We start from the raw sequence: 17,811 nt of genomic DNA, 5'->3' as shown, positions 1-17,811 counted from the left end.
GTGATGGCCCGCATCGGTGAAGGCCCCGTGGCCGGCGACGGCACCCCGACGGAAGCGGGCCTGGCGAGGACGGCCGGCCCGCTGGCGCCGGCGCCCGAGCGCGCGCCCGGCCGCTCTCCCGGCGAGGCCCGTTCGCACCCGATCGCCATCCGCTCCTGCGCCGGCGACTGGGTCGAGGTGCGCAGCAAGGAGGAGATCCTCGCCACGCTCGACGAGAACGGCCGGCTCGACGGCATGCCCTTCATGCCCGAGATGTTCGACTATTGCGGCAAGCGCATCCGCGTCGCCAAGCGCGGCCACAAGAGTTGCGACACCATCCACCCGCTGAGCAGCCGCACGCTGAAGGACGGCGTGCTGCTGGAAGGGGTGCGGTGCAACGGCGCCGGCCATGGCGGCTGCCAGGCGCTGTGCAGCGTGTTCTGGAAGGAGGCGTGGCTGCGGCGGGTCGACGCCGACGGCGCCGAGCTGGCGCCGGCCTCCGCCCCGGTTCCGTCCCCCGCTTCGATCGGACGGTGCACGCAGGAGGATGTCGAGAGGGCCGCGCGCAACGGCGTCTCGGCCTCGGGCAAGCCGCGCTGGCAGTGCCAGGCGACCGATTTTCCGCTCTACACCAAGCTCATGGGCCGGTGGAATTTCAGCCAGTTCGCCGAGGACCTCGCCTCGCGCAATGTCGGGCTCGGCACCATGGCGATGAGCGCGATCTATTTCGCCTATGAGAATCTGGCGCGGCCGCGCTCGCGCTTCGGGGCGCCGGGGCGCTGGTTCTACAACGTGTTCCAGTCGCTGTGGGGCGGCGTGCCCTATCCGCGGATGTGGGGGCATCTCGACGATTCGACGCATGCGCCGGTCTACCCGCTCGACCTGCAGCCGGGCGAACTCGTGCGCGTGAAGCCCTACGAGCAGATCATGGCGACCCTCGATGCCCGCAATCACCATCGCGGCCTCTATTTCGACGGCGAGATGGTGCCCTATTGCGGCGGCGTCTATCGCGTGCGCGCCCGGGTCGACCACTTCCTCGACGAGAAGACCGGCGTGATGCGGATTATGAAGACGCCCGCCGTCATTCTCGAGAACGTCTGGTGCCGTGGGCGGATCAGCGGCAAGCGCGTCTTCTGCCCGCGCGCCATCTATTGCTGGTGGCGCGAGGCCTGGCTCGAGCGCGCGCCGGAGGCTACGGCCCCCACGGTCGACACCGCGCTCGGCGCGCGGGCCTACCTCCAGGAGGTGCGCGAGGAGCTGGGCTGAGCGGGCCCGCCCGCACGGGGCCACCCTTCCGATCCGGCGCGGGCGGCCGCTACCCCGGACGTACCACGCCTCCCGCGCCGCGACGTACCGCCTTCTGCATTTCTTCGTCCCGGGCCGGCGGCCCGGATCCGGCCGATGCAGCCGACGTGCGGCGGAACATGAGGTCCTTTTAGGTATTCGCGCTACCGCTTCCGGCGATGTTACTGCAACACGGGGTGCGTATTACAATTTGATATTGCCGAGTCACAATTGTCGTGGGGGTGGCGCGGCGCGTTCGCGAGCTTTTTCACTCCTGAGGTCTTGGGTCCGGTCATGAAGCTTACCAGGCAAGATGCGCGTCACGTCGTGGCGAACACTAGCGGCGGCTCGCGGACCGATTGGGGGGATATTGAATTTCCGCCCGATACGGTCACCGTTCCCGAACTGTCGGTCTTCGTCCTCCGGCACTTCCTGATCGTCTTCGTCGCCGTCGCGATCGCCGGCGCCGCCGCCTTTGCCTATGTGAAGACGGCGACGCCGCTTTACACCGCGCGCGCCCAGCTCCTGGTCGACCCGAAATCCTCCCAGCCCACGCGCGAGGAACTGCAGTCGAGCGCGATCGACGCGGCGCAGATCGAAAGCCAGCTCGTTGTGCTGCGCTCCGAACGGATCGCCAAGGCGGTGATCGAGGAACTCGGCCTGCTGGACAACCCGGCCTTCATGAAGCCGCCCGGTCCCGACGTGCCCCGACCCATCGCGCTGCAGCGGGCGCTGGGCGTGTTCAACAGCCGTCTCGACGCGCGCCGCTCGGGCTTCTCCTATGTGATCGATCTCAGCTTCTCCTCGCCGGACCCGAAGCTGGCGGCGCTGGTCGCCAACACCACGGCCGACATCTACATCCGCGACCAGCTCGAATCGCGCACGCTCACCGCCCGCGCCGGCTCCGACTGGCTCGAGAGCCGGGTGGCGAAGCTGCGCGAGCAGATGAACGCGGCCGCGCTCGCCCTTCAGGAGTTCAAGGCCGGCCGCAGCTACGCCGCCTATCGCCCCTCCGACGCGGGCGGCGATCCCGCCCTCGACGGCCCGGTGGCCGGGCTAAGCGGGGCGGAACCGGGTGCAGTGGGGCAGGGGACGGCCGGCCAGTCGGCGGACGACCCCAACACGCTCGAGGAACTGGAGAGCACCGCGCTCGCCTACAAGAAGATCTATGAGAGCGCTCTTCAGGGCTATGCCGAGGTGCTCCAGCGCCAGTCCAACCCGCTGGTCGAGACGCGCCTGCTCACCCCGGCGACGATCCCGCTCGACAAGAGCCACCCGCGCTCGAAGTTGATCCTGGCCTTCGGCTTGCTGCTGGGCGGCGTGGTCGGGGTCGGCGCCGCCGTGCTGAGGGAGAACCTCGACACCAGCATCCGCTCGGTGCGCCACGCCAACCAGAAGCTGGGCCGGCTCTGCCTCGGCGCCCTGCCGCGCATCCATCGCAGCGGGAGCGCCCGCTGGTCGCCGCGCCACTCCTTCGACCGTGGCCTCGGCACCCTTCTCGCCGGGCTCAAGCGACGATACGGCCGGCCCTCGCTCGAATGCTTCACCGCGAACGAGGAACTGGGCGGCGATCCCTTCCTCAATGCCCTCGCCAATGTGAGCACGACCTTGGTCGCCCGCGCGCGGGCCGAGGCGCAGCGCACCCGGGCCATCGGCGTCACCTCGGCGCTCACCGGCGAGGGCAAGACCACCGTCGCCGGCAACCTCGCCTGCCTCCTCGCCGCCTCGGGCGTGCGGGTGCTGGTGATCGATGCCGATCTCCAGCGCTGCGCCATGACGGCGGCGGCCGACGTTTCCGAGCAGCAGCCGGGGCTGCTGCAGATCCTGCTGGAGGACCGGCGGGTCAGCGAATGCGCGACGCCGGTGCCGCGCACCCATATTGAGCTGGTGCCGACGCGCCAGTTCACCTCGGCCATCTCCGAGGCGCTGCTCGGCTCCGGCGCCATGATGCGCTGCCTCGACGAGGCGCTGCTGAGCCACGACCTCGTGGTGGTGGACCTGCCGGCCCTGGAGCAGAGCTCGGGAGCGATCGCCATGGGCCCGCTGCTCGACGGCGTGCTCGTCGTGGTGGAGTGGGGCCGCACGCCGGCCCAGCTCATCACCGAGGCGGTGGACCGGCTCGAATCCACCGGAAGCGCGGTGCTGGGAACGGTGCTGAACAAGGCCGCCTGACGCCGCCGGCCGCCCTCCCGGACACACGGGTAACGGGCGCCGGCGCTTTCCCTGGATGATGCCGGAAGGAGGGCGCGTGCATGGCGTGTGTCCGTCCCTTCCGTAGCCTCGACGCTGACCGGCGCGCGCGACCTTCCGGCGGGTCGGCGCTCCCTCATCCGGCCGGTCGGCACGGCGCCGAAGGGGTAGGCCGAGGTGTTGGGCGTTACGGCTTACAGGTAAAGATCGGCATAGTTTTACTCCAGTAATTACCACTTCTATGCGTTTGGGCCCGAGAGTATCTCCGAAACAAAATCGAGTAGAAAACTGGCAGGGGCGCGATACATGCTGGACGATCAACACTACGCCGGCCTGCCGGCGCGGCCTTTTCCGGGCCCGCACCTGCGCGAGCCGATCCTCGCGGAGCGCGCCCCTGGCCGCGCGGCCAAGCGCCTGCTCGACCTGCTGGTCGCCGTCACGGCCGGGGTGCTGCTGTCGCCGCTCCTCGTCCTGGTGGCGCTGCTGATCAAGGCGTCGACCGACGGGCCGATCATCTTCGGCCACCACCGGGTCGGCTTCGGCGGGCGCGAGTTCCACTGCTACAAGTTCCGCACCATGGTCTGCGACGCCGACCGCGTGCTGAGGGACCATCTTGCCGCCAACCCGGCGGCGGCCGAGGAATGGCAGCGCACCCGCAAACTTGCCAATGACCCGCGCATCACCTTCGTCGGCCGGATGCTGCGCAGCTCCAGCCTCGACGAGCTGCCGCAACTCGTGAACGTCCTGCGCGGCGAGATGAGCTGCGTCGGGCCGCGCCCGATCGTGCGCGAGGAGATCGCCCTCTACGGGCCGATGGCCGAGCACTATCTCAGCGTCCGGCCGGGCATGACCGGGGCGTGGCAGGTCAGCGGTCGGAGCAGCCTGACCTATGCCGAGCGGGTCGCCCTCGACGCCGACTATGTGCGCAACTGGTCGTTCTGGACCGACGTGCTGATCCTGCTGCGGACCATACCCGCGCTGCTGCGCACCCATCAGACCTCGTGACCATGGACGCGCCTCGCCCCGCCCGGCCGTCCCGATCCGGGACCGCCTATCTGGACCGCCGGCGCCACGCCGTGGCGACCAGCAGGCCGGCGAGGTATCCGAGTTGGAGCAGCACCACCGCCGCCAGCGCGTGGAGCAGGGCCGGCCCGAGGGTCTCGCCGGCCCAGAGGTCGATCGCCGCCGCCGCGACCGCCACCGCCACCGTCAGGGCGAGCACGGCCGAGGCCCGCAACCACAGGCCGGTCGCCACGCCCAGAAGGGCGGCTATCACCCACCACGCGCTCACCCCGTCAGGTGACGGCGTCAAAACGGCAGCGATGTGACATGATCCCGTCGCCGACAGGACTTCTTGTCTGCCTCGCCCTGCTGCTGATCGGGCGTGCGATGGGCTCGCCGGTGCTGGTCGGGCTCATGATGTCGCTGGCGTTCGGCTCAACGGCCTTCGCGGTGCTGCCGAGCCTCGGCGGCTCCTCGCCCCTCATCTACACGCTGTTCGCGCTGATCCTCGTCGTCCGCGTGGTGTGTCGCCGGGACGGGCTGAACGATTTCGCGGCCGAGCTCGTCCGCCACCGCGCCTGCCTCCTCGTCCTGCTCCTCATCGTCTATGTCGCGGGCACCGCCGTGATCCTGCCGCGGCTGTTCCAGGGCGACGTCGGCATGTTCGATTTGCGCCAGTCGGGCGGGCTCGAGGTCCCGCTCGCGCCCAGTACCGGCAACATCACCCAGTCGGGCTATTTCGTGCTCGGCGGGCTGACCTGCCTGCTGCTGTGCATCGAGCTGCGCCGGCCCGGCGCCCTCGCCGCCATGGAGCTGGGCTTCGTCGCTTGGGTGGGGATGAATGTCGGGCTCGGGCTGCTCGACCTGTTGGGCAAGCTGGCGGGCGCCGGCGACGTGCTGCTTCCCATCCGCACGGCGAGCTACGCGCTGCTGACGGACGACATCTCGGTCGGCTTCTATCGCATCGCCGGCGGCCATTCCGAGGCGTCCGCCTTCGCCACCGCCCTGTTCCCCGGGCTGGTCTTCATCATGACCTACTGGCGGATCACGCAGGGGCGGCTGGCCTTCGCGCTCATGCTGCTGTCGCTCGGCATGCTGATGCTGTCCACCTCCAGCACCGGCTATGCGTGCCTCGGCGCCTATATGCTGTGGCTGGCGATCTCCGCCAGCCTGTTCCCGTTCCGGGGAGGCCCGCGCCGCTCGGACCTGATTCTCGCTGGCGTCATCCTCGTCGGGGTCACGGTCTGCCTCGGCATCTACCTGCTGGACGACAGCGCCTTCTCGAGCGTGCGCCGCCTGCTGGAGGAGGCGCTGCTGAACAAGTCGCAGTCCTCCTCGGCCCAGGAGCGCGGCTATGCGAACGACCGCAGCATCCAGGTGTTTTTCGAAACCGGCGGCATCGGCATCGGCATGGGCAGCTCGCGCGCGTCGAACTGGTTGATCGCGATGCTGAGCCAGACCGGGATCATCGGAACAACGCTGCTGCTCGTCTTGGCGGGGCTGTTCCTGCGCCCGCCGCCGCGCCCGGCGGGCGGAGACACTTCTGCGCTCGCCCTGCACGAATCGGCCCGCGCCGCCGGCCTGTGGATGCTGGTGCCGGCAATCATCTCCAGCGGCAATGCCGATCCGGGCATATTGTTTTTCATCTGCCTCGCCACGGTGCTCTCCTGCCGCGACGCGCTTGCCGCGGCGCCGCCGGGGCTGGCCCGGAGGTCGGGGCGGCTCCCCGTCGTGCCGGTGGGCCGGATCGCGAACGCCCCGCACTGACGCAGGCGACCTGCAGGCGCGCAACGAGTGCGTGTCGTCCGGGGTAGGCCGGCGCGATGGCGAATATTGCTCCCGCCGTCCGAGGGTTTAGCCGGGATGGAGGAAATAATTACACGCCGGGCGAAGCATATCGTGCGGAAGGGGTAGGTCTTCGCGAGCCTCTACACCGAATGCCGACTGGCACCGGGCCGAAGCGTCCCCGACACTAACGTGCGCCGTTGCTGATCGCGCGCGTCGGTGGAAAGGCGTCATTCGAGCATGATCAGGTGCTGGACCATCAACGGGCGCTTCCTGACCCAACCCCTTACAGGTGTCCAGCGCTATGCCCACGGGATCGTCGCCGCCCTCGACCGCCTGATCGCCGACAGGCATCCCCTCGCGCAGGGACTGGAGCTCGAGCTGGTGACGCCCAAGAACGCCGAGGACTACGCGCTGGGCCACATCGCGGTTCGCCGGGTCGGGGAGCTGCGCGGCCATCTGTGGGAGCAGTTCACGCTCCCCGGCCAGGTGCGCGGCGGGCTGCTCAGCCTGTGCAACACGGGCCCGCTGGCGGTCGCCCGGCAGATCCTGTGCATCCACGACACCAACATAAGCGCCTTCCCGCAGAGCTATTCGCTGCGCTACCGCCTGCTGCACCGCCTGTTCCTCCCGCTGCTCGCCCGGCGGGTGGCGCGGGTGGTCACGGTCTCCTCGTTCTCGGCCGCCGAGCTCGCCCGTTCCGGCATCCGCCCGGAAGCGGAGATCAGCGTCATTCCGTGCGGCCACGAACACGCACTGACATGGACGCCCAAGCACTCCGAGGCGACGCGGCGCGCGGCGGGCTCCAGCACCATCGTCGTGCTGGGGAGCCCGGCGCCGCACAAGAATATCGGCATGCTGCTCGACCTCGCGCCGCGGCTCGCGGCGGTCGGCTTCCGGCTCGCGCTGGTCGGCGCGCTGGACAGCCGGGTGTTCCAGTCCGCGCCCGGCGCGGCGGCGGACAATGCGAACGTGACGGTCCTCGGCCGGCTCACCGACAACGAGCTGGCGGCGTTGCTGACGAACTCGCTCTGCCTCGCCTTTCCCTCCTATGCGGAAGGCTTCGGCCTGCCGCCGCTGGAAGCGATGGCGCTGGGCTGCCCGGTCGTCGTCTCCGACCGGGCGAGCCTGCCGGAGATCTGCGGTGCGGCGGCGCTCTACGCCGCGCCCGATCAGCCCGAGGCGTGGCTCGACGCGTTCAAGCAGCTCCGTGCCGAGCCGGCCCTGCGCTTCAAGCTGGTGGCGACCGGGCGCGAGAACGCCAAGAAGTACCGCTGGTCGACCTCGGCCGAGGCCTATCTCGCCGAGATGGCCATCGCGGACGGGCTGGTGACGCGCCGGGAGGATCTGGCGCCATGAGCCTCCGTCACCGCCCCCTTCACCCCGAAGGCCGCGCGCCGGGCGAACGCCGCCAGCCCGACGGCGCCGCGCCCTCATCGCCGCAGGCCCGGCTGCGCCGCAGGTGGCCCGCATGAACGAGCACCGCACCCTGCCGCTTGCCGGCCGGCACCCTCCGACCGCCCCGGACCCTCCCGGCGCGGAGCCGAAGGTGTTCGTGCATCTCGCCTTCGCGCAGGACGCGCAGGAATGGGAGCGGCGCTGGCGGGCCGGCACCCTCATCGGCCTCAACGACCCCTCGCCCTACGGCTATGCGAGGGCGCGCGCCATGGGCTGCGCCGTCGCCTTCTCGCGGGCGGCGAAGGAGGGCGTGCTGCGGAAGGCGGTGCGCTATGCGGTGCGGGCGCTGCTCGGCTTCGACTATCTCCACGCCCTGCACAATCGCGAGGCGATCCTCGGCTCGGACGTGATCTGGACCCACTCCGAATCCCAGTATCTCGCCGTCGCGCTGCTGCTGGCGATCTATGGGCGCCGCCCCAGCGGCCGGCCGAAGCTGCTCGGCCAGAGCGTGTGGCTGTTCGACCGCTGGGACGACCTGACGGCGATCCGCCGCGCCTTCTTCCGGCGCCTGATCCGCGAGGTGGACCTGCTCACCACGCTCTCGCCGGAGAACCTGGCGGTGATCCGCCGGGCTTTTCCCGGCAAGCGCTGCGAGCTGGTGCTGTTCGGCATTCCGAGCGAGAAATGGACCCCGCCGCGCGTGCGCGTAAGCCGGCCGGCCCGGATCGTCAGCCTCGGCAACGACCGCCACAGGGACTGGCGCACGCTGGTCGCCGCCCTGCGCGGGCAGCCGGACATCGAGCTCACCATCGTCTCGGGGACCGCCCCGGTCTCGCTCATGCGCGACGCGGCCAATGTCCGCATCGTCCAGCTCGCCGACAACAGCGAGCTGCAGAGCCTGATGCACGAGGCGACGCTCATGGTCGTTCCGCTGAAGCCGAACCGGCACGCAAGCGGCATCACGGTGATGGAGGAGGCGGCGCTGGAAGGGCTGCCCATGGTGGTGAGCGGCACCGGCGGGCTGGAGGCCTATTTCGACGCGCGATCCGCCTGTTACGTACCGCCCGGCGATCCGCTGGCGCTGCGGGAGGCGGTCCATTCCCTGCTCGCGGCGCCCGAGCGCGGCATCCTGCTGGCGCAGCGCGCGCAGGCGCGGATGCGGCTCGGCGGGCTCGGCTGCCAGGACTACATCGCCCGTCACGTCGAGCTGACGCGCGCGCTGCTGGGGGATGCGCGATGAAAGCGGCCCGCCTCGCCCTGTCCCTCGCCATCCTCTCCGGCGCCACGACGCTGGCGCCGCCGGTGGTGCCGGCCGAGGCGGAGGGCAGGGATCCGCCGGTCGGGAACGCCATCGATTTCTGCCGGCTGGAGCTCGTCTTCGACGACGAGTTCGACGAGCTGAGCGTCGCGGCGCGCGAAATCGGCGATGGGCGCTGGATCGCCCATACCCCCTGGGACGGCGATTTCGGCGATGCCGCCTTCGGCGATCCCGGCCCCGACTCGCCCTTCTCGGTCCAGGACGGCGTGCTCAGCATCACCGCCTCGAAGGATGCCGACGGCAACTGGACCTCGGGCCTGCTCGCCTCGGCCGACGACACGGGCAAGGGCTTCGGCCTGCGCTACGGTTATTTCGAGGCGCGGATGAAGCTGCCGACGGGGCCCGGCACCTGGCCCGCCTTCTGGCTGAACGCCATTCCCGAGCCGGGCAAGACGGACGGCACGCTCGAGGTCGACATCATCGAATATTACGGCCACGCCCGCGATTCCTATCAGGCGGCCTATCACCTGTGGTCCGACGACCCGGCGATCCAGACCGGCGATCTGAACACGTTCGAGGTGGCGGAGGGCTCGCTCGAGGACGAGTTCCACACCTATAGCGCGGCCGTCACGCCTGCCAACATCACCTTCTATCTCGATCGCAAGCCGATGTGGCAGGTGAAGACGCCGGACAGTCACAGGAACAAGTTGATGATCCTGGTGGATCTGGCGCTCGGCTCCGGCTTTTCCATTAGCGAGACACCGAACCCGGTGGTGCTGCAGGTCGACTACATCCGGGCCTACGCATTCAGACCGGCGCTTTCGGGGTGCGCGGGCCCGCCATGATCGACGGCGGCGGGAGGGAAGGCGGAATCGCGCGAGTTCGTCGCACGGCGTTTCCGGGGCAGGGCTTATGCGAGGGCGATGACGCGATGCGATATGGCGAACAGCAACTTGACGCCGCACAGAGGGCGGGTGCGGTGCGCGGCAGGCCGGGCAAGGGCGCCTTCAAGGCGCGCAGCGCCTTTCCCGGCGAGGGTGTCGGCACGTTCTGGGCGCGCGGCACGCTCAGCGCGCTCGACCAGGCGTGCCTGCTCTCGTTCCTGCGCCGGGGCATCGACCTCACCCTGTTCTCCTACGCGCCGCTGGAAAACGTGCCGGAGGGGATCGCGGTCGAGGATGCGGCGGCGATCGTTCCCGAGGCGATCGGCCAGCGCATCATCTACAACGGCCGGCCCGACGTGTGCCATTTCTCGGATTTCTTCCGCTACGAGATGATGCGCCGGCGCAACCTCACCTGGGTCGACATCGACGTGCTGATGATCGGCGAGGGCAATTTCGCCGACCGCTCCAATCTGCTGATCGCGGAGGAGCCGCGCGGGCTGAACAACGCGATCATCTACATCTCCGACACAGAGGTCCTGACCACGCTGCGCGAGGAGGTCCACAAGCTGTTCGACCGTGATCTGCGCTGGGGGGAAACCGGGCCGGCGCTGATCGAGCGGGTCAACCGCGTGCTCGGCGGGCCGATCGAGCCGACCCCGCACGTCGCCTTCTATCCGATCGACTATCAGGACATATGGAAGGTCCTGCTGCCGGAACATTTCGACTTCTGCGCCTCGAAATGCGACGACGCGGTCACCGTCCATCTGTTCAACAACATCCTGACCACGATCGGCTACTGGAAGAGCATAGCCCCGCCGGCCGGGTCCTATCTCCATCATCTGCTCGAGAAGAACGAGCTGCTGTTCCTCTTCCGCGAGACCTATCCCGAAAACGTCATGCGGGCGGTGGTGACGAACTACCTCTACCGGCAGAACGGCAAGGCGCTCGGGATCAAGGCGATCCTGCGCGAATTCGTGCCGAGCATGGTCCGCACCTACCGCACCTACTACAAATAGCAGCGCGGCCGCGCGGCGCCCTCCATCCGGCGCAGATGGCGGTAGCGCCGTGCCGCGCTCTGCCATATCATTGATATGCACGGCGGCGGAATCGCCTGTGGTGATGCCGTTTCGGCGCGTTTTCCGCGCCGCCCGGTCGAAAGGCCGCGCAAATGGGCGTCTAATGGCGTACGAACGAGTACATGGAGCGCCCACGGGCATGTCCGCCCGGCAAGAAGAATGATGGCTTTTCACGAACACCGATTTTCCGTCGCGCCGATGATGGACTGGTCCGACCGCCACTGCCGGGCTTTCCATCGCCTGCTCTCGCGCCGGGCGCGGCTTTATACGGAGATGGTGACCGCAAACGCGGTGATCTTCGGCGACCGCGACCGCCTCATCGGCTTCGGCGAGGACGAGCATCCGGTTGCGGTCCAGCTCGGCGGCTCGGACCCGGATGCGCTGGCGCAGGCGGCGGCGATCTGCGCCGATCGCGGCTATGACGAGATCAACCTCAATGTCGGCTGCCCCTCCGACCGGGTGCAGGGCGGCAATTTCGGCGCCTGCCTGATGCGCGACCCCGAGCTCGTGGCCGCCTGCGTGGCGGCGATGAAGGCGCGCGTCGACATCCCCGTCACGGTGAAGTGCCGCATCGGCGTCGACGACCAGGACCCGGAGGTGGCGCTGGACCGGCTTGCCGACGCCGTGCTCGCGGCCGGCGCGGACGCGCTCGTCGTCCATGCCCGCAAGGCGTGGCTGGAAGGCCTGTCGCCGAAGGAGAACCGCGACATTCCCCCGCTCGACTACGACCGCGTGCACCGGCTCAAGCGCCGCCTGCCCGGCGTGCCGGTCAGCATCAACGGGGGGATCGGTTCGCTGGACGAGGTGGAGGCGCAGCTTCGCCATGTCGACGGCGCGATGCTCGGCCGCGCGGCCTACCAGCAGCCCGAGCTGCTGCTCGAGGTCGATGCCCGCCTGTTCGGCGAGGCGCCTCCCCACGCCGACGCCTTCGCCGCGGTGGAGGCGTTCGAGCCCTATATCGGCGCGCATCTCGCCGCCGGCGGGCGTCTTCACGACGTCACCCGTCATATGCTGGGTCTGTTCACCGGCCGCCCCGGTGCGCGGGCCTATCGTCGCCGCCTCGCCATGGAAGGGGTGAGGCCGGAGGCCGGTCTCGCCGTCCTGCGCGCCGCCGTCGACGAGGTTCGTCGGGCGGAAGAAAGGCGTTCCCTGGTGGCGTAATGCTGCAGTCCATACCTCTTGAGCACTTGATCTGGCTTGCCGGCGCGCTGCTGGCGGCGGGCTTCGCCACCGGCATGCTGGCGGGCCTGTTCGGCGTCGGCGGCGGGGCGATCGTCGTCCCCGTCCTCTACGAGATGTTCGGCACGCTCGGCGTTCCCGAAGCCGAGCGCATGCATCTGGCGGTCGGCTCGTCGCTGGCGATCATCGTGCCCACAGCGCTGCGCTCCTTCCTCGCGCACCGCGCGCGCACCCGCGTGGACAGCCAGGTGCTGCGGCGATGGGCGCCGTCGGTCCTCGCCGGCGTGATCAGCGGCACGCTGCTCGCGGCGGTGTCGCCGGACATCGTGCTGCAGGGCGCGTTCGTCGTCTTCGCCGCGCTGATGTCCTCGAAGATGCTGTTCGCCGGGTCGAGATGGGTGCTGGGCGAGACGCTGCCGGGCCGCGCCGCCATGGCGGCCTACGGCTTCGGCATCGGCGCCGCCTCGCCGCTGATCGGCATCAGCGGCGGCGGCATCGCGACCGTGGTGCTCACGCTCTACCGGGTGCCGATCCACGACGCCATCGCCACCTCGGTGGGCCTCGGCGCGCTGATCGCCGTGCCGGGCACCATCGGCTACATGCTGAGCGGCATTCCCCATCTCGCCAGCCTGCCGCCGCTCTCCATCGGCTATGTCTCGCTGCCGGCGCTGATACTGGTCGGCGGCATCGCGACGCTGGTGGCGCCGCTCGGCGCGCGGCTCGCCCACGCCTTCACCCGGCGCCAGCTCGAGATCGGCTTCGGCCTGTTCCTGCTGATAACCGGGCTGCGCTTCCTGGTCGCGCTGATGATGCGCTGAGCGTGCGTTACTGCGCGATCTTGGCCCGCATTATCAGCTTCTCTCCACTGATCTCGAAGCTGCCGAGGCGGGAGAGGAAGCTCATGCCCAGGAGGCTGTGCTTGAGCGTGCCGGGGCTGGCGATCAGCGCCGGCACGTTGCGTTCCTCGATGCTGCCGGCGATGGCCACCCGGTCGAGCACCACGGCGGCCGCCTTGCCGCGCCCGTTGGCGGTGTCGATCGGGATGTCGTAGCGCAGGAATTCGATCGGCAGGCCGACCGCGACCGCGTCCTCGGGCGTCAGCACGACGCTCGAGGCGCCGGTGTCGACCAGCATCGGGATGCGGCTGTCATTGATCTCGACCCGCACGTTGAAGTCGCCATCGCTCGCCCGCGCCACCTCGACCGCCGGCGCGCCGCGATCGGCGAGCGGCACCGCGTAGCCGGGTGCGAGCTCGGCCAGCACCCGGTAGGCGACGGCGTGGATCTCCACCCGGTAGGTGTAGCCGGCCGCCAGCACGGCGAAGATGACCAGCCACAGCGCCACCGCGCGCAGCGCCTCGCCGAGCCGGCCGGTGAAGGTCGCCACCACCGCCGCGCCCACCACCAGCCCGATCGCCCCGTAGGTGACGAGATGGGCGAGCTGGCGCGCGCCGAGGCCGGCTATGCCGCCGGTGGCCTCGCTCCAGGCGATCAGGCCGATGCCGGCGGCAAGGCCGATCACCACGATCCACATCAGGCGGTCATTGTTCACCGCGCGCCCTCCCGCATCCGGGCGGGGCGTGCCGGCGCGCGGGCGGTCGCTGCGGCGTCCGCCGCGCGGCTCGCTGCGAGGCGCGCCATGACGGCGCGGCGCTCGCTTTCGCTCATCCTGCTCCAGGCGCCGATCTCCTCGATGGTACGGCCGCAACCGATACAGATGCGCCCGCCCGCGTCGAGCGTGCAGGTGGCAACGCAAGGAGTGGAGACGGTTGTCGGCATCGGATTCGGTCGGCTCAAAGCTGCCGCGCGAAGATAAGCAGGCCCGTGAGGAAGGCAATCTCCACCGCCACGATGGCGGCCCCGGCAATGTCTCCCGTCTGCCCGCCGAATTGGGCGCGGGCAAGGCGGACGATGCCGAAAAAGGCTGCGATTCCAAAGATGAGGGCGACCACGAACGCCGCCAGGCCGAACACCGGCACCGTCACCGCGAAGGCGATCACGACACCGATGGCGGCCGCCATCCGGCAGGCCGCGGGCGAGGGACGGCCGACCCCGGCGGCGAGACCGCTCGCTCGCGCCGGCGGCAGCACGGCCAGCATCCAGGGGCCGGCAGTGCGCGAGAGCGCCCCCGCGGCGACCAGCGCCGCACCGGCGCCGAGCCCGCTGGCGAACGACAATCCCTGCAGCGCGCCGACCTTCAGCAGCATCGCCAGCACCAGCGCCAGCACGCCGAAGCTGCCGATGCGGCTGTCCTTCATGATCTCGAGGCGCCGTTCGATGCCGTTGCCGCCGAGCCCGTCGGCCGTGTCGGCGAGGCCGTCCTCGTGCAGCGCGCCGGTGATCGCCGTCATCACCGCGACGGCGAGGACGCTGGAGACCCAGCTCCCGAGATGGATGGCAAGGCCGACGGCGAGGACGAGCGCGCCGAGCAGGCCGATGATGGCGCCGGCGACGGGGAAGGCCGGGGCCAGCCGGTCCATATAGGGGCGCGCCGGCCCGTCGCTCGCTGCCGGCGCCGCGCCGCTTCCGGGCACCGGGAGCCTGGTCAGGAAGCGCAGCGCCTCGGGCACATCGGACAGGACGGGCAGGGGCATGGTGTCCTTCGATCCGGTTCAGCGCGTCAGCAGGAAATCGGCGAGGGGGCGGCGGTGCTCCCAGCCCTTGCGCTCGAGCTCGGGCACGCGCGAGGGCTCGGCCGGGTAGCCGATGCACAGATAGCCCACGAGCTGCCAGCGCTCGGGCAGGTCGAGCGCGGCGCGCACCGCCTGCGGGTCGAGGATCGACACCCAGCCGAGGCCCACCCCGCGCGCCGCGGCGGCGAGCCACAGCGTGTGGATGGCCATCACCGCCGAATAGGCGACCGTCTCGGGCATGGTGGCGCGCCCGAGGCCGTGGCCCGCCTCCGGCTCGGGCTCGACGAACACGGCGACGTGCTCGGGCGCGTCGTCGAGGCCGGCGAGCTTGAGCCGCGCATAGAGCCCGGCCCGCTCGCTCGCCTGACCGGCCAGCGCCTGCGCGTTGCAGGTCTCGAAGATCGCGCGGATATCGGCGCGGCGCTCGGGCGCGCGCACCAGAACGAAGCGCCAGGGCTGACTCAGGCCGACGCTCGGCGCCTCGGTCGCCTGCGCCAGCAAGTCGTCGAGCACGCCCGGCGCCAGCGGTCCCCGCTCGAAATGGCGCACGTCGCGCCGCCAGGCGAACAGCGCGTCGAGCCGCGTGCGGAAGGCGGCATCGAAGCGGGGCGGTGTCGTAGCCTGCGACGTCATGGGCGGCCCGAGGCGCGGGTCTGGCGGATTGGGGGTTGCGCGCTCCTGTGGGAGGGTCTACCCCGCCGCCGCGCCGGAGGCGAGCCCTGTTACCGGCGCGCTGTGTGCAACCTGCCGAGTCCTTTCGCCGAGTCCCATCGCCGAATCCCACCGCCGCGTGCATCCGCCGCGCCAGAAGGCCCAAGAAGGAAGTCCCATGCCGCGCGCCGTCTCCGGCCTGCCCTTCGACGACATTCGCAACCTCGTCGCCACCATGCCGGGACCCGACGGGGCGGCCCGCGCCGCCGCCGCCGCGCGCCAGGGCGAGCTGGTCAAGCCGCCGGGCGCACTCGGCCGGCTGGAGGCGATCGCCATCGACATCGCCGGCTGGCAGGGGCGGGCGATCCCGGTGGTGAACCGGCCCACCGTCGCCGTCTTCGCCGCCACCCACGGCGTCGCCAGCCGCGGCGTCTCGCCCTATCCGCCGGAGGTGACCAAGCAGATGGTCGCCACCTTCACCGCCGGAAAGGCGGCGGTGAACCAGATCTGCGGCGTGTTCGGCGCCGGGCTCAGGGTCTTCGACCTCGCGCTCGACCTGCCGAGCCCCGACATCGTCGTCGAGGACGCGCTGACCGAGGCCGAATGCGCCGCCACCATGGCCTTCGGCATGGAGGCGCTGGCCGGCGAGCCGGACCTGCTGTGCCTCGGCGAGATGGGCATCGGCAACACCACCGTCGCCGCCGCCATCTTCCACGGCCTCTATGGGGGCGAGGCGGAGGAATGGGTCGGCCCCGGCACCGGCTCCACCGGCGAGACGCTGGCCCGCAAGGTCGAGACGGTGCGCGCGGCGGTCGCCCGCGCCAGGGACCATCTCGACGACCCGCTGGAGGTGCTGCGCAAGCTCGGCGGGCGCGAGGTGGCGGCGATGGCCGGCGCCATTCTCGCCGCCCGCATGCAGCGCGTGCCGGTGGTGCTCGACGGCTATGTCGTCACCGCCGCCGCCGCCGTGCTCCGCGCCATGGACGAGCACGCGCTCGACCACTGCTTCGCCGGCCATGTCTCGGCCGAGCCGGCGCATCGCCGGGTGCTGGAGCGCCTCGGCCTCGAGCCGCTGCTCGACCTCGGCATGCGGCTCGGCGAGGGCTCTGGCGCGGCGCTGTCGATCGGCGTCATCAAGTCCGCACTCGCCTGTCATTCCGGCATGGCGACCTTCGCCGAGGCGGGCGTGGCGGACGCGTGAGGCGGCGCGCGCCACGGCGTGCCGGCACGCGCTGGCGGCCCTCCACGCGCGGCTCGATCCTCGTCGCGGTGGTGCTGGTGGTGATCGCGCTGGTGGTGGAACATTTCGTGCCGCCGCTCACCGGCGCGGTGCGGGTGGCCGACGGCGACAGCCTCGAACTCGACGGGGTGCGGGTGCGGCTGGAGGGCATCGACGCCCCCGAGCTCCACCAGAGCTGCGGCGAGGCAGCCACGCGCTGGCCGTGCGGGGAGAAGGCGAAGGCGGCGCTGCAGGCGCTCGTCGCCGGCGCGAAGGTGAACTGCCGGCCGGTCGACGAGGACCGCTACGGCCGCGCGGTGGCGATCTGCGAGGCGGATGGCCGCGACATCGGCGCGGCGCTGGTCGCGCAGGGCTGGGCGGTGGCGACCGGCCTCGCCTATACGGGCGAGCAGAGCACCGCCCGCGAGGAACGCCGCGGCATCTGGGCCGGGCCGTTCGAGATGCCGGCGAACTGGCGCGCCCGCCATCCGCGCGGCGCGGACTAAGCCTGCCGGCTTTCCACGACCCCCCGGAGGGCGCGAGGGAACGCCTGACGGCGCGACCGCTTTCGCCGGCCGCCGCGCATGCCTATCTAGGGCCCATGCCCGCTTCCCCCTCCGCCCGCATCGTCGATGCCCCGGCGCGCCGCGAAACGCTCGACGAACTGCTGGCGCGGATCCGCGCCTGCCGGGTCTGCGTCGAGGCGCCGCTCGGCCGGCCGCTGCCGCACGCCCCGAATCCGGTGCTCCATGTGGGCCCGAAGGCGCGGCTGCTGATCGCCGGGCAGGCGCCGGGCACCAAGGTCCATGCCAGCGGCATGTCGTTCAACGACGCCTCGGGCGACCGGCTGCGCCAGTGGCTCGGCATCGACCGCGCGACCTTCTACGACGAGGAGAGGGTGGCCATCGCCGCCATGGGCTTCTGCTTTCCCGGACAGGACGCCAAGGGGGGCGACCTGCCGCCGCGGCGCGAATGCGCGCGGCTCTGGCACGACCGGCTGTTCGCCGCGCGCCCGCCCTTCGGCCTCGTGGTCGCGGTGGGCAGCGCCTCGCAGAGCTATCATCTGAAGAGGCTCGGCCTCGGCGCCTATGCCGGCCTCTCGCTGACCGAGCGGGTGACGCGCTGGCGCGAGATCTTCGAGGCGCGGGAAGACGAGCGCATCATGCCGCTGCCGCACCCCTCCTGGCGCAACACCGGCTGGCTGAAGCGCCATCCCTGGTTCGAGGCGGAGCTGGTGCCGGTGCTGCGGGCCGAGGTGGCGCGGCTGGTGTGAG

At 70.7% G+C, this 17,811-nt stretch carries 18 protein-coding genes; 13 read left to right on the top strand and 5 right to left on the bottom strand.

Features of this window, described 5'->3' with window-relative positions; translation table 11 throughout:
- Nucleotides 1-3 precede the first annotated feature (3 nt).
- The 3 genes from NVS89_RS02520 (at nucleotide 4) to NVS89_RS02510 (ending at nucleotide 4,458) form a co-directional block, all read left to right on the top strand.
- Nucleotides 4-1,245: a hypothetical protein gene (locus tag NVS89_RS02520; protein WP_258730902.1), complete on the top strand. Its 1,242-nt coding sequence runs from the start codon at nucleotides 4-6 to the stop codon at nucleotides 1,243-1,245.
- Nucleotides 1,246-1,590: 345 nt separating this feature from the next.
- Entirely contained in the window at nucleotides 1,591-3,435 is a 1,845-nt protein-coding gene (locus NVS89_RS02515; RefSeq protein WP_258730901.1) for an AAA family ATPase, read from the top strand.
- Between the two features lie 324 nt (nucleotides 3,436-3,759).
- Nucleotides 3,760-4,458, top strand: coding sequence for a sugar transferase (locus NVS89_RS02510; protein WP_258730900.1), 699 nt, complete (start codon nucleotides 3,760-3,762; stop codon nucleotides 4,456-4,458).
- 46 nt (nucleotides 4,459-4,504) lie between these two features.
- Here the strand turns inward: NVS89_RS02510 and NVS89_RS02505 are convergent, their stop codons facing one another.
- Nucleotides 4,505-4,729 (bottom strand): hypothetical protein, encoded by a 225-nt coding sequence (locus tag NVS89_RS02505; protein WP_258730899.1) that lies wholly within the window; start codon nucleotides 4,727-4,729, stop codon nucleotides 4,505-4,507.
- A 53-nt stretch (nucleotides 4,730-4,782) separates the two neighbouring features.
- Between NVS89_RS02505 and NVS89_RS02500 the strand changes: the two genes are divergently transcribed.
- The 7 genes from NVS89_RS02500 (at nucleotide 4,783) to NVS89_RS02470 (ending at nucleotide 12,853) form a co-directional block, all read left to right on the top strand.
- The gene (locus tag NVS89_RS02500) at nucleotides 4,783-6,222 is read left to right on the top strand and encodes a hypothetical protein (RefSeq protein WP_258730898.1); all 1,440 of its coding nucleotides are present in this window, start codon (nucleotides 4,783-4,785) and stop codon (nucleotides 6,220-6,222) included.
- Between the two features lie 258 nt (nucleotides 6,223-6,480).
- A complete protein-coding gene (locus NVS89_RS02495; RefSeq protein ID WP_258730897.1) occupies nucleotides 6,481-7,599 on the top strand; it encodes a glycosyltransferase family 4 protein in 1,119 nt (372 codons plus the stop codon).
- Nucleotides 7,600-7,711: 112 nt separating this feature from the next.
- A complete protein-coding gene (locus NVS89_RS02490; protein WP_258730896.1) occupies nucleotides 7,712-8,878 on the top strand; it encodes a glycosyltransferase in 1,167 nt (388 codons plus the stop codon).
- Nucleotides 8,875-9,741, top strand: coding sequence for a glycoside hydrolase family 16 protein (locus NVS89_RS02485; RefSeq protein ID WP_258730895.1), 867 nt, complete (start codon nucleotides 8,875-8,877; stop codon nucleotides 9,739-9,741). Before NVS89_RS02490 ends, NVS89_RS02485 begins: the two co-directional genes overlap by 4 nt.
- Nucleotides 9,742-9,875: 134 nt before the next feature.
- Nucleotides 9,876-10,796 (top strand): hypothetical protein, encoded by a 921-nt coding sequence (locus NVS89_RS02480; protein WP_258730894.1) that lies wholly within the window; start codon nucleotides 9,876-9,878, stop codon nucleotides 10,794-10,796.
- A 222-nt stretch (nucleotides 10,797-11,018) separates the two neighbouring features.
- Nucleotides 11,019-12,017, top strand: a complete 999-nt coding sequence (gene dusA, locus NVS89_RS02475; protein WP_258730893.1) for a tRNA dihydrouridine(20/20a) synthase DusA — start codon at nucleotides 11,019-11,021, stop codon at nucleotides 12,015-12,017.
- A 26-nt stretch (nucleotides 12,018-12,043) separates the two neighbouring features.
- Nucleotides 12,044-12,853, top strand: a complete 810-nt coding sequence (locus tag NVS89_RS02470) for a sulfite exporter TauE/SafE family protein (protein ID WP_309486515.1) — start codon at nucleotides 12,044-12,046, stop codon at nucleotides 12,851-12,853.
- Nucleotides 12,854-12,860: 7 nt separating this feature from the next.
- On the opposite strand, the gene NVS89_RS02465 is transcribed toward NVS89_RS02470, so the two are convergent.
- The 4 genes from NVS89_RS02465 to bluB are packed head-to-tail and all read right to left on the bottom strand — an operon-like array spanning nucleotide 12,861 to nucleotide 15,300.
- Nucleotides 12,861-13,586, bottom strand: coding sequence for a TIGR02281 family clan AA aspartic protease (locus tag NVS89_RS02465; protein ID WP_258730891.1), 726 nt, complete (start codon nucleotides 13,584-13,586; stop codon nucleotides 12,861-12,863).
- Nucleotides 13,583-13,813: a DUF1289 domain-containing protein gene (locus NVS89_RS02460; protein WP_258730890.1), complete on the bottom strand. Its 231-nt coding sequence runs from the start codon at nucleotides 13,811-13,813 to the stop codon at nucleotides 13,583-13,585. The genes NVS89_RS02465 and NVS89_RS02460 overlap by 4 nt, the downstream gene beginning before the upstream one ends.
- A 14-nt stretch (nucleotides 13,814-13,827) precedes the next feature.
- Nucleotides 13,828-14,628, bottom strand: a complete 801-nt coding sequence (gene cobS, locus NVS89_RS02455; RefSeq protein ID WP_258730888.1) for an adenosylcobinamide-GDP ribazoletransferase — start codon at nucleotides 14,626-14,628, stop codon at nucleotides 13,828-13,830.
- Between the two features lie 18 nt (nucleotides 14,629-14,646).
- Nucleotides 14,647-15,300, bottom strand: a complete 654-nt coding sequence (bluB, locus tag NVS89_RS02450; protein WP_258730887.1) for a 5,6-dimethylbenzimidazole synthase — start codon at nucleotides 15,298-15,300, stop codon at nucleotides 14,647-14,649.
- A 196-nt stretch (nucleotides 15,301-15,496) separates the two neighbouring features.
- Between bluB and cobT the strand changes: the two genes are divergently transcribed.
- The 3 genes from cobT to NVS89_RS02435 all read left to right on the top strand — a co-directional run bounded on the left by cobT (nucleotide 15,497) and on the right by NVS89_RS02435 (nucleotide 17,810).
- Nucleotides 15,497-16,519, top strand: a complete 1,023-nt coding sequence (gene cobT, locus NVS89_RS02445; protein WP_258730886.1) for a nicotinate-nucleotide--dimethylbenzimidazole phosphoribosyltransferase — start codon at nucleotides 15,497-15,499, stop codon at nucleotides 16,517-16,519.
- The gene (locus NVS89_RS02440) at nucleotides 16,516-17,043 is read left to right on the top strand and encodes a thermonuclease family protein (protein WP_258730885.1); all 528 of its coding nucleotides are present in this window, start codon (nucleotides 16,516-16,518) and stop codon (nucleotides 17,041-17,043) included. The genes cobT and NVS89_RS02440 overlap by 4 nt, the downstream gene beginning before the upstream one ends.
- Before the next feature lie 95 nt (nucleotides 17,044-17,138).
- On the top strand, nucleotides 17,139-17,810 hold the full coding sequence (locus tag NVS89_RS02435; RefSeq protein WP_258730884.1) for a uracil-DNA glycosylase family protein: 672 nt from the start codon (nucleotides 17,139-17,141) through the stop codon (nucleotides 17,808-17,810).
- Nucleotide 17,811: the final 1 nt, after the last annotated feature.

The organism is Ancylobacter mangrovi (assembly GCF_024752355.1).
Lineage (GTDB): Bacteria > Pseudomonadota > Alphaproteobacteria > Rhizobiales > Xanthobacteraceae > Ancylobacter > Ancylobacter mangrovi.
Note: the sequence above shows the minus strand (reverse complement) of the source record. Positions and strands in the feature narration are given on the sequence as shown.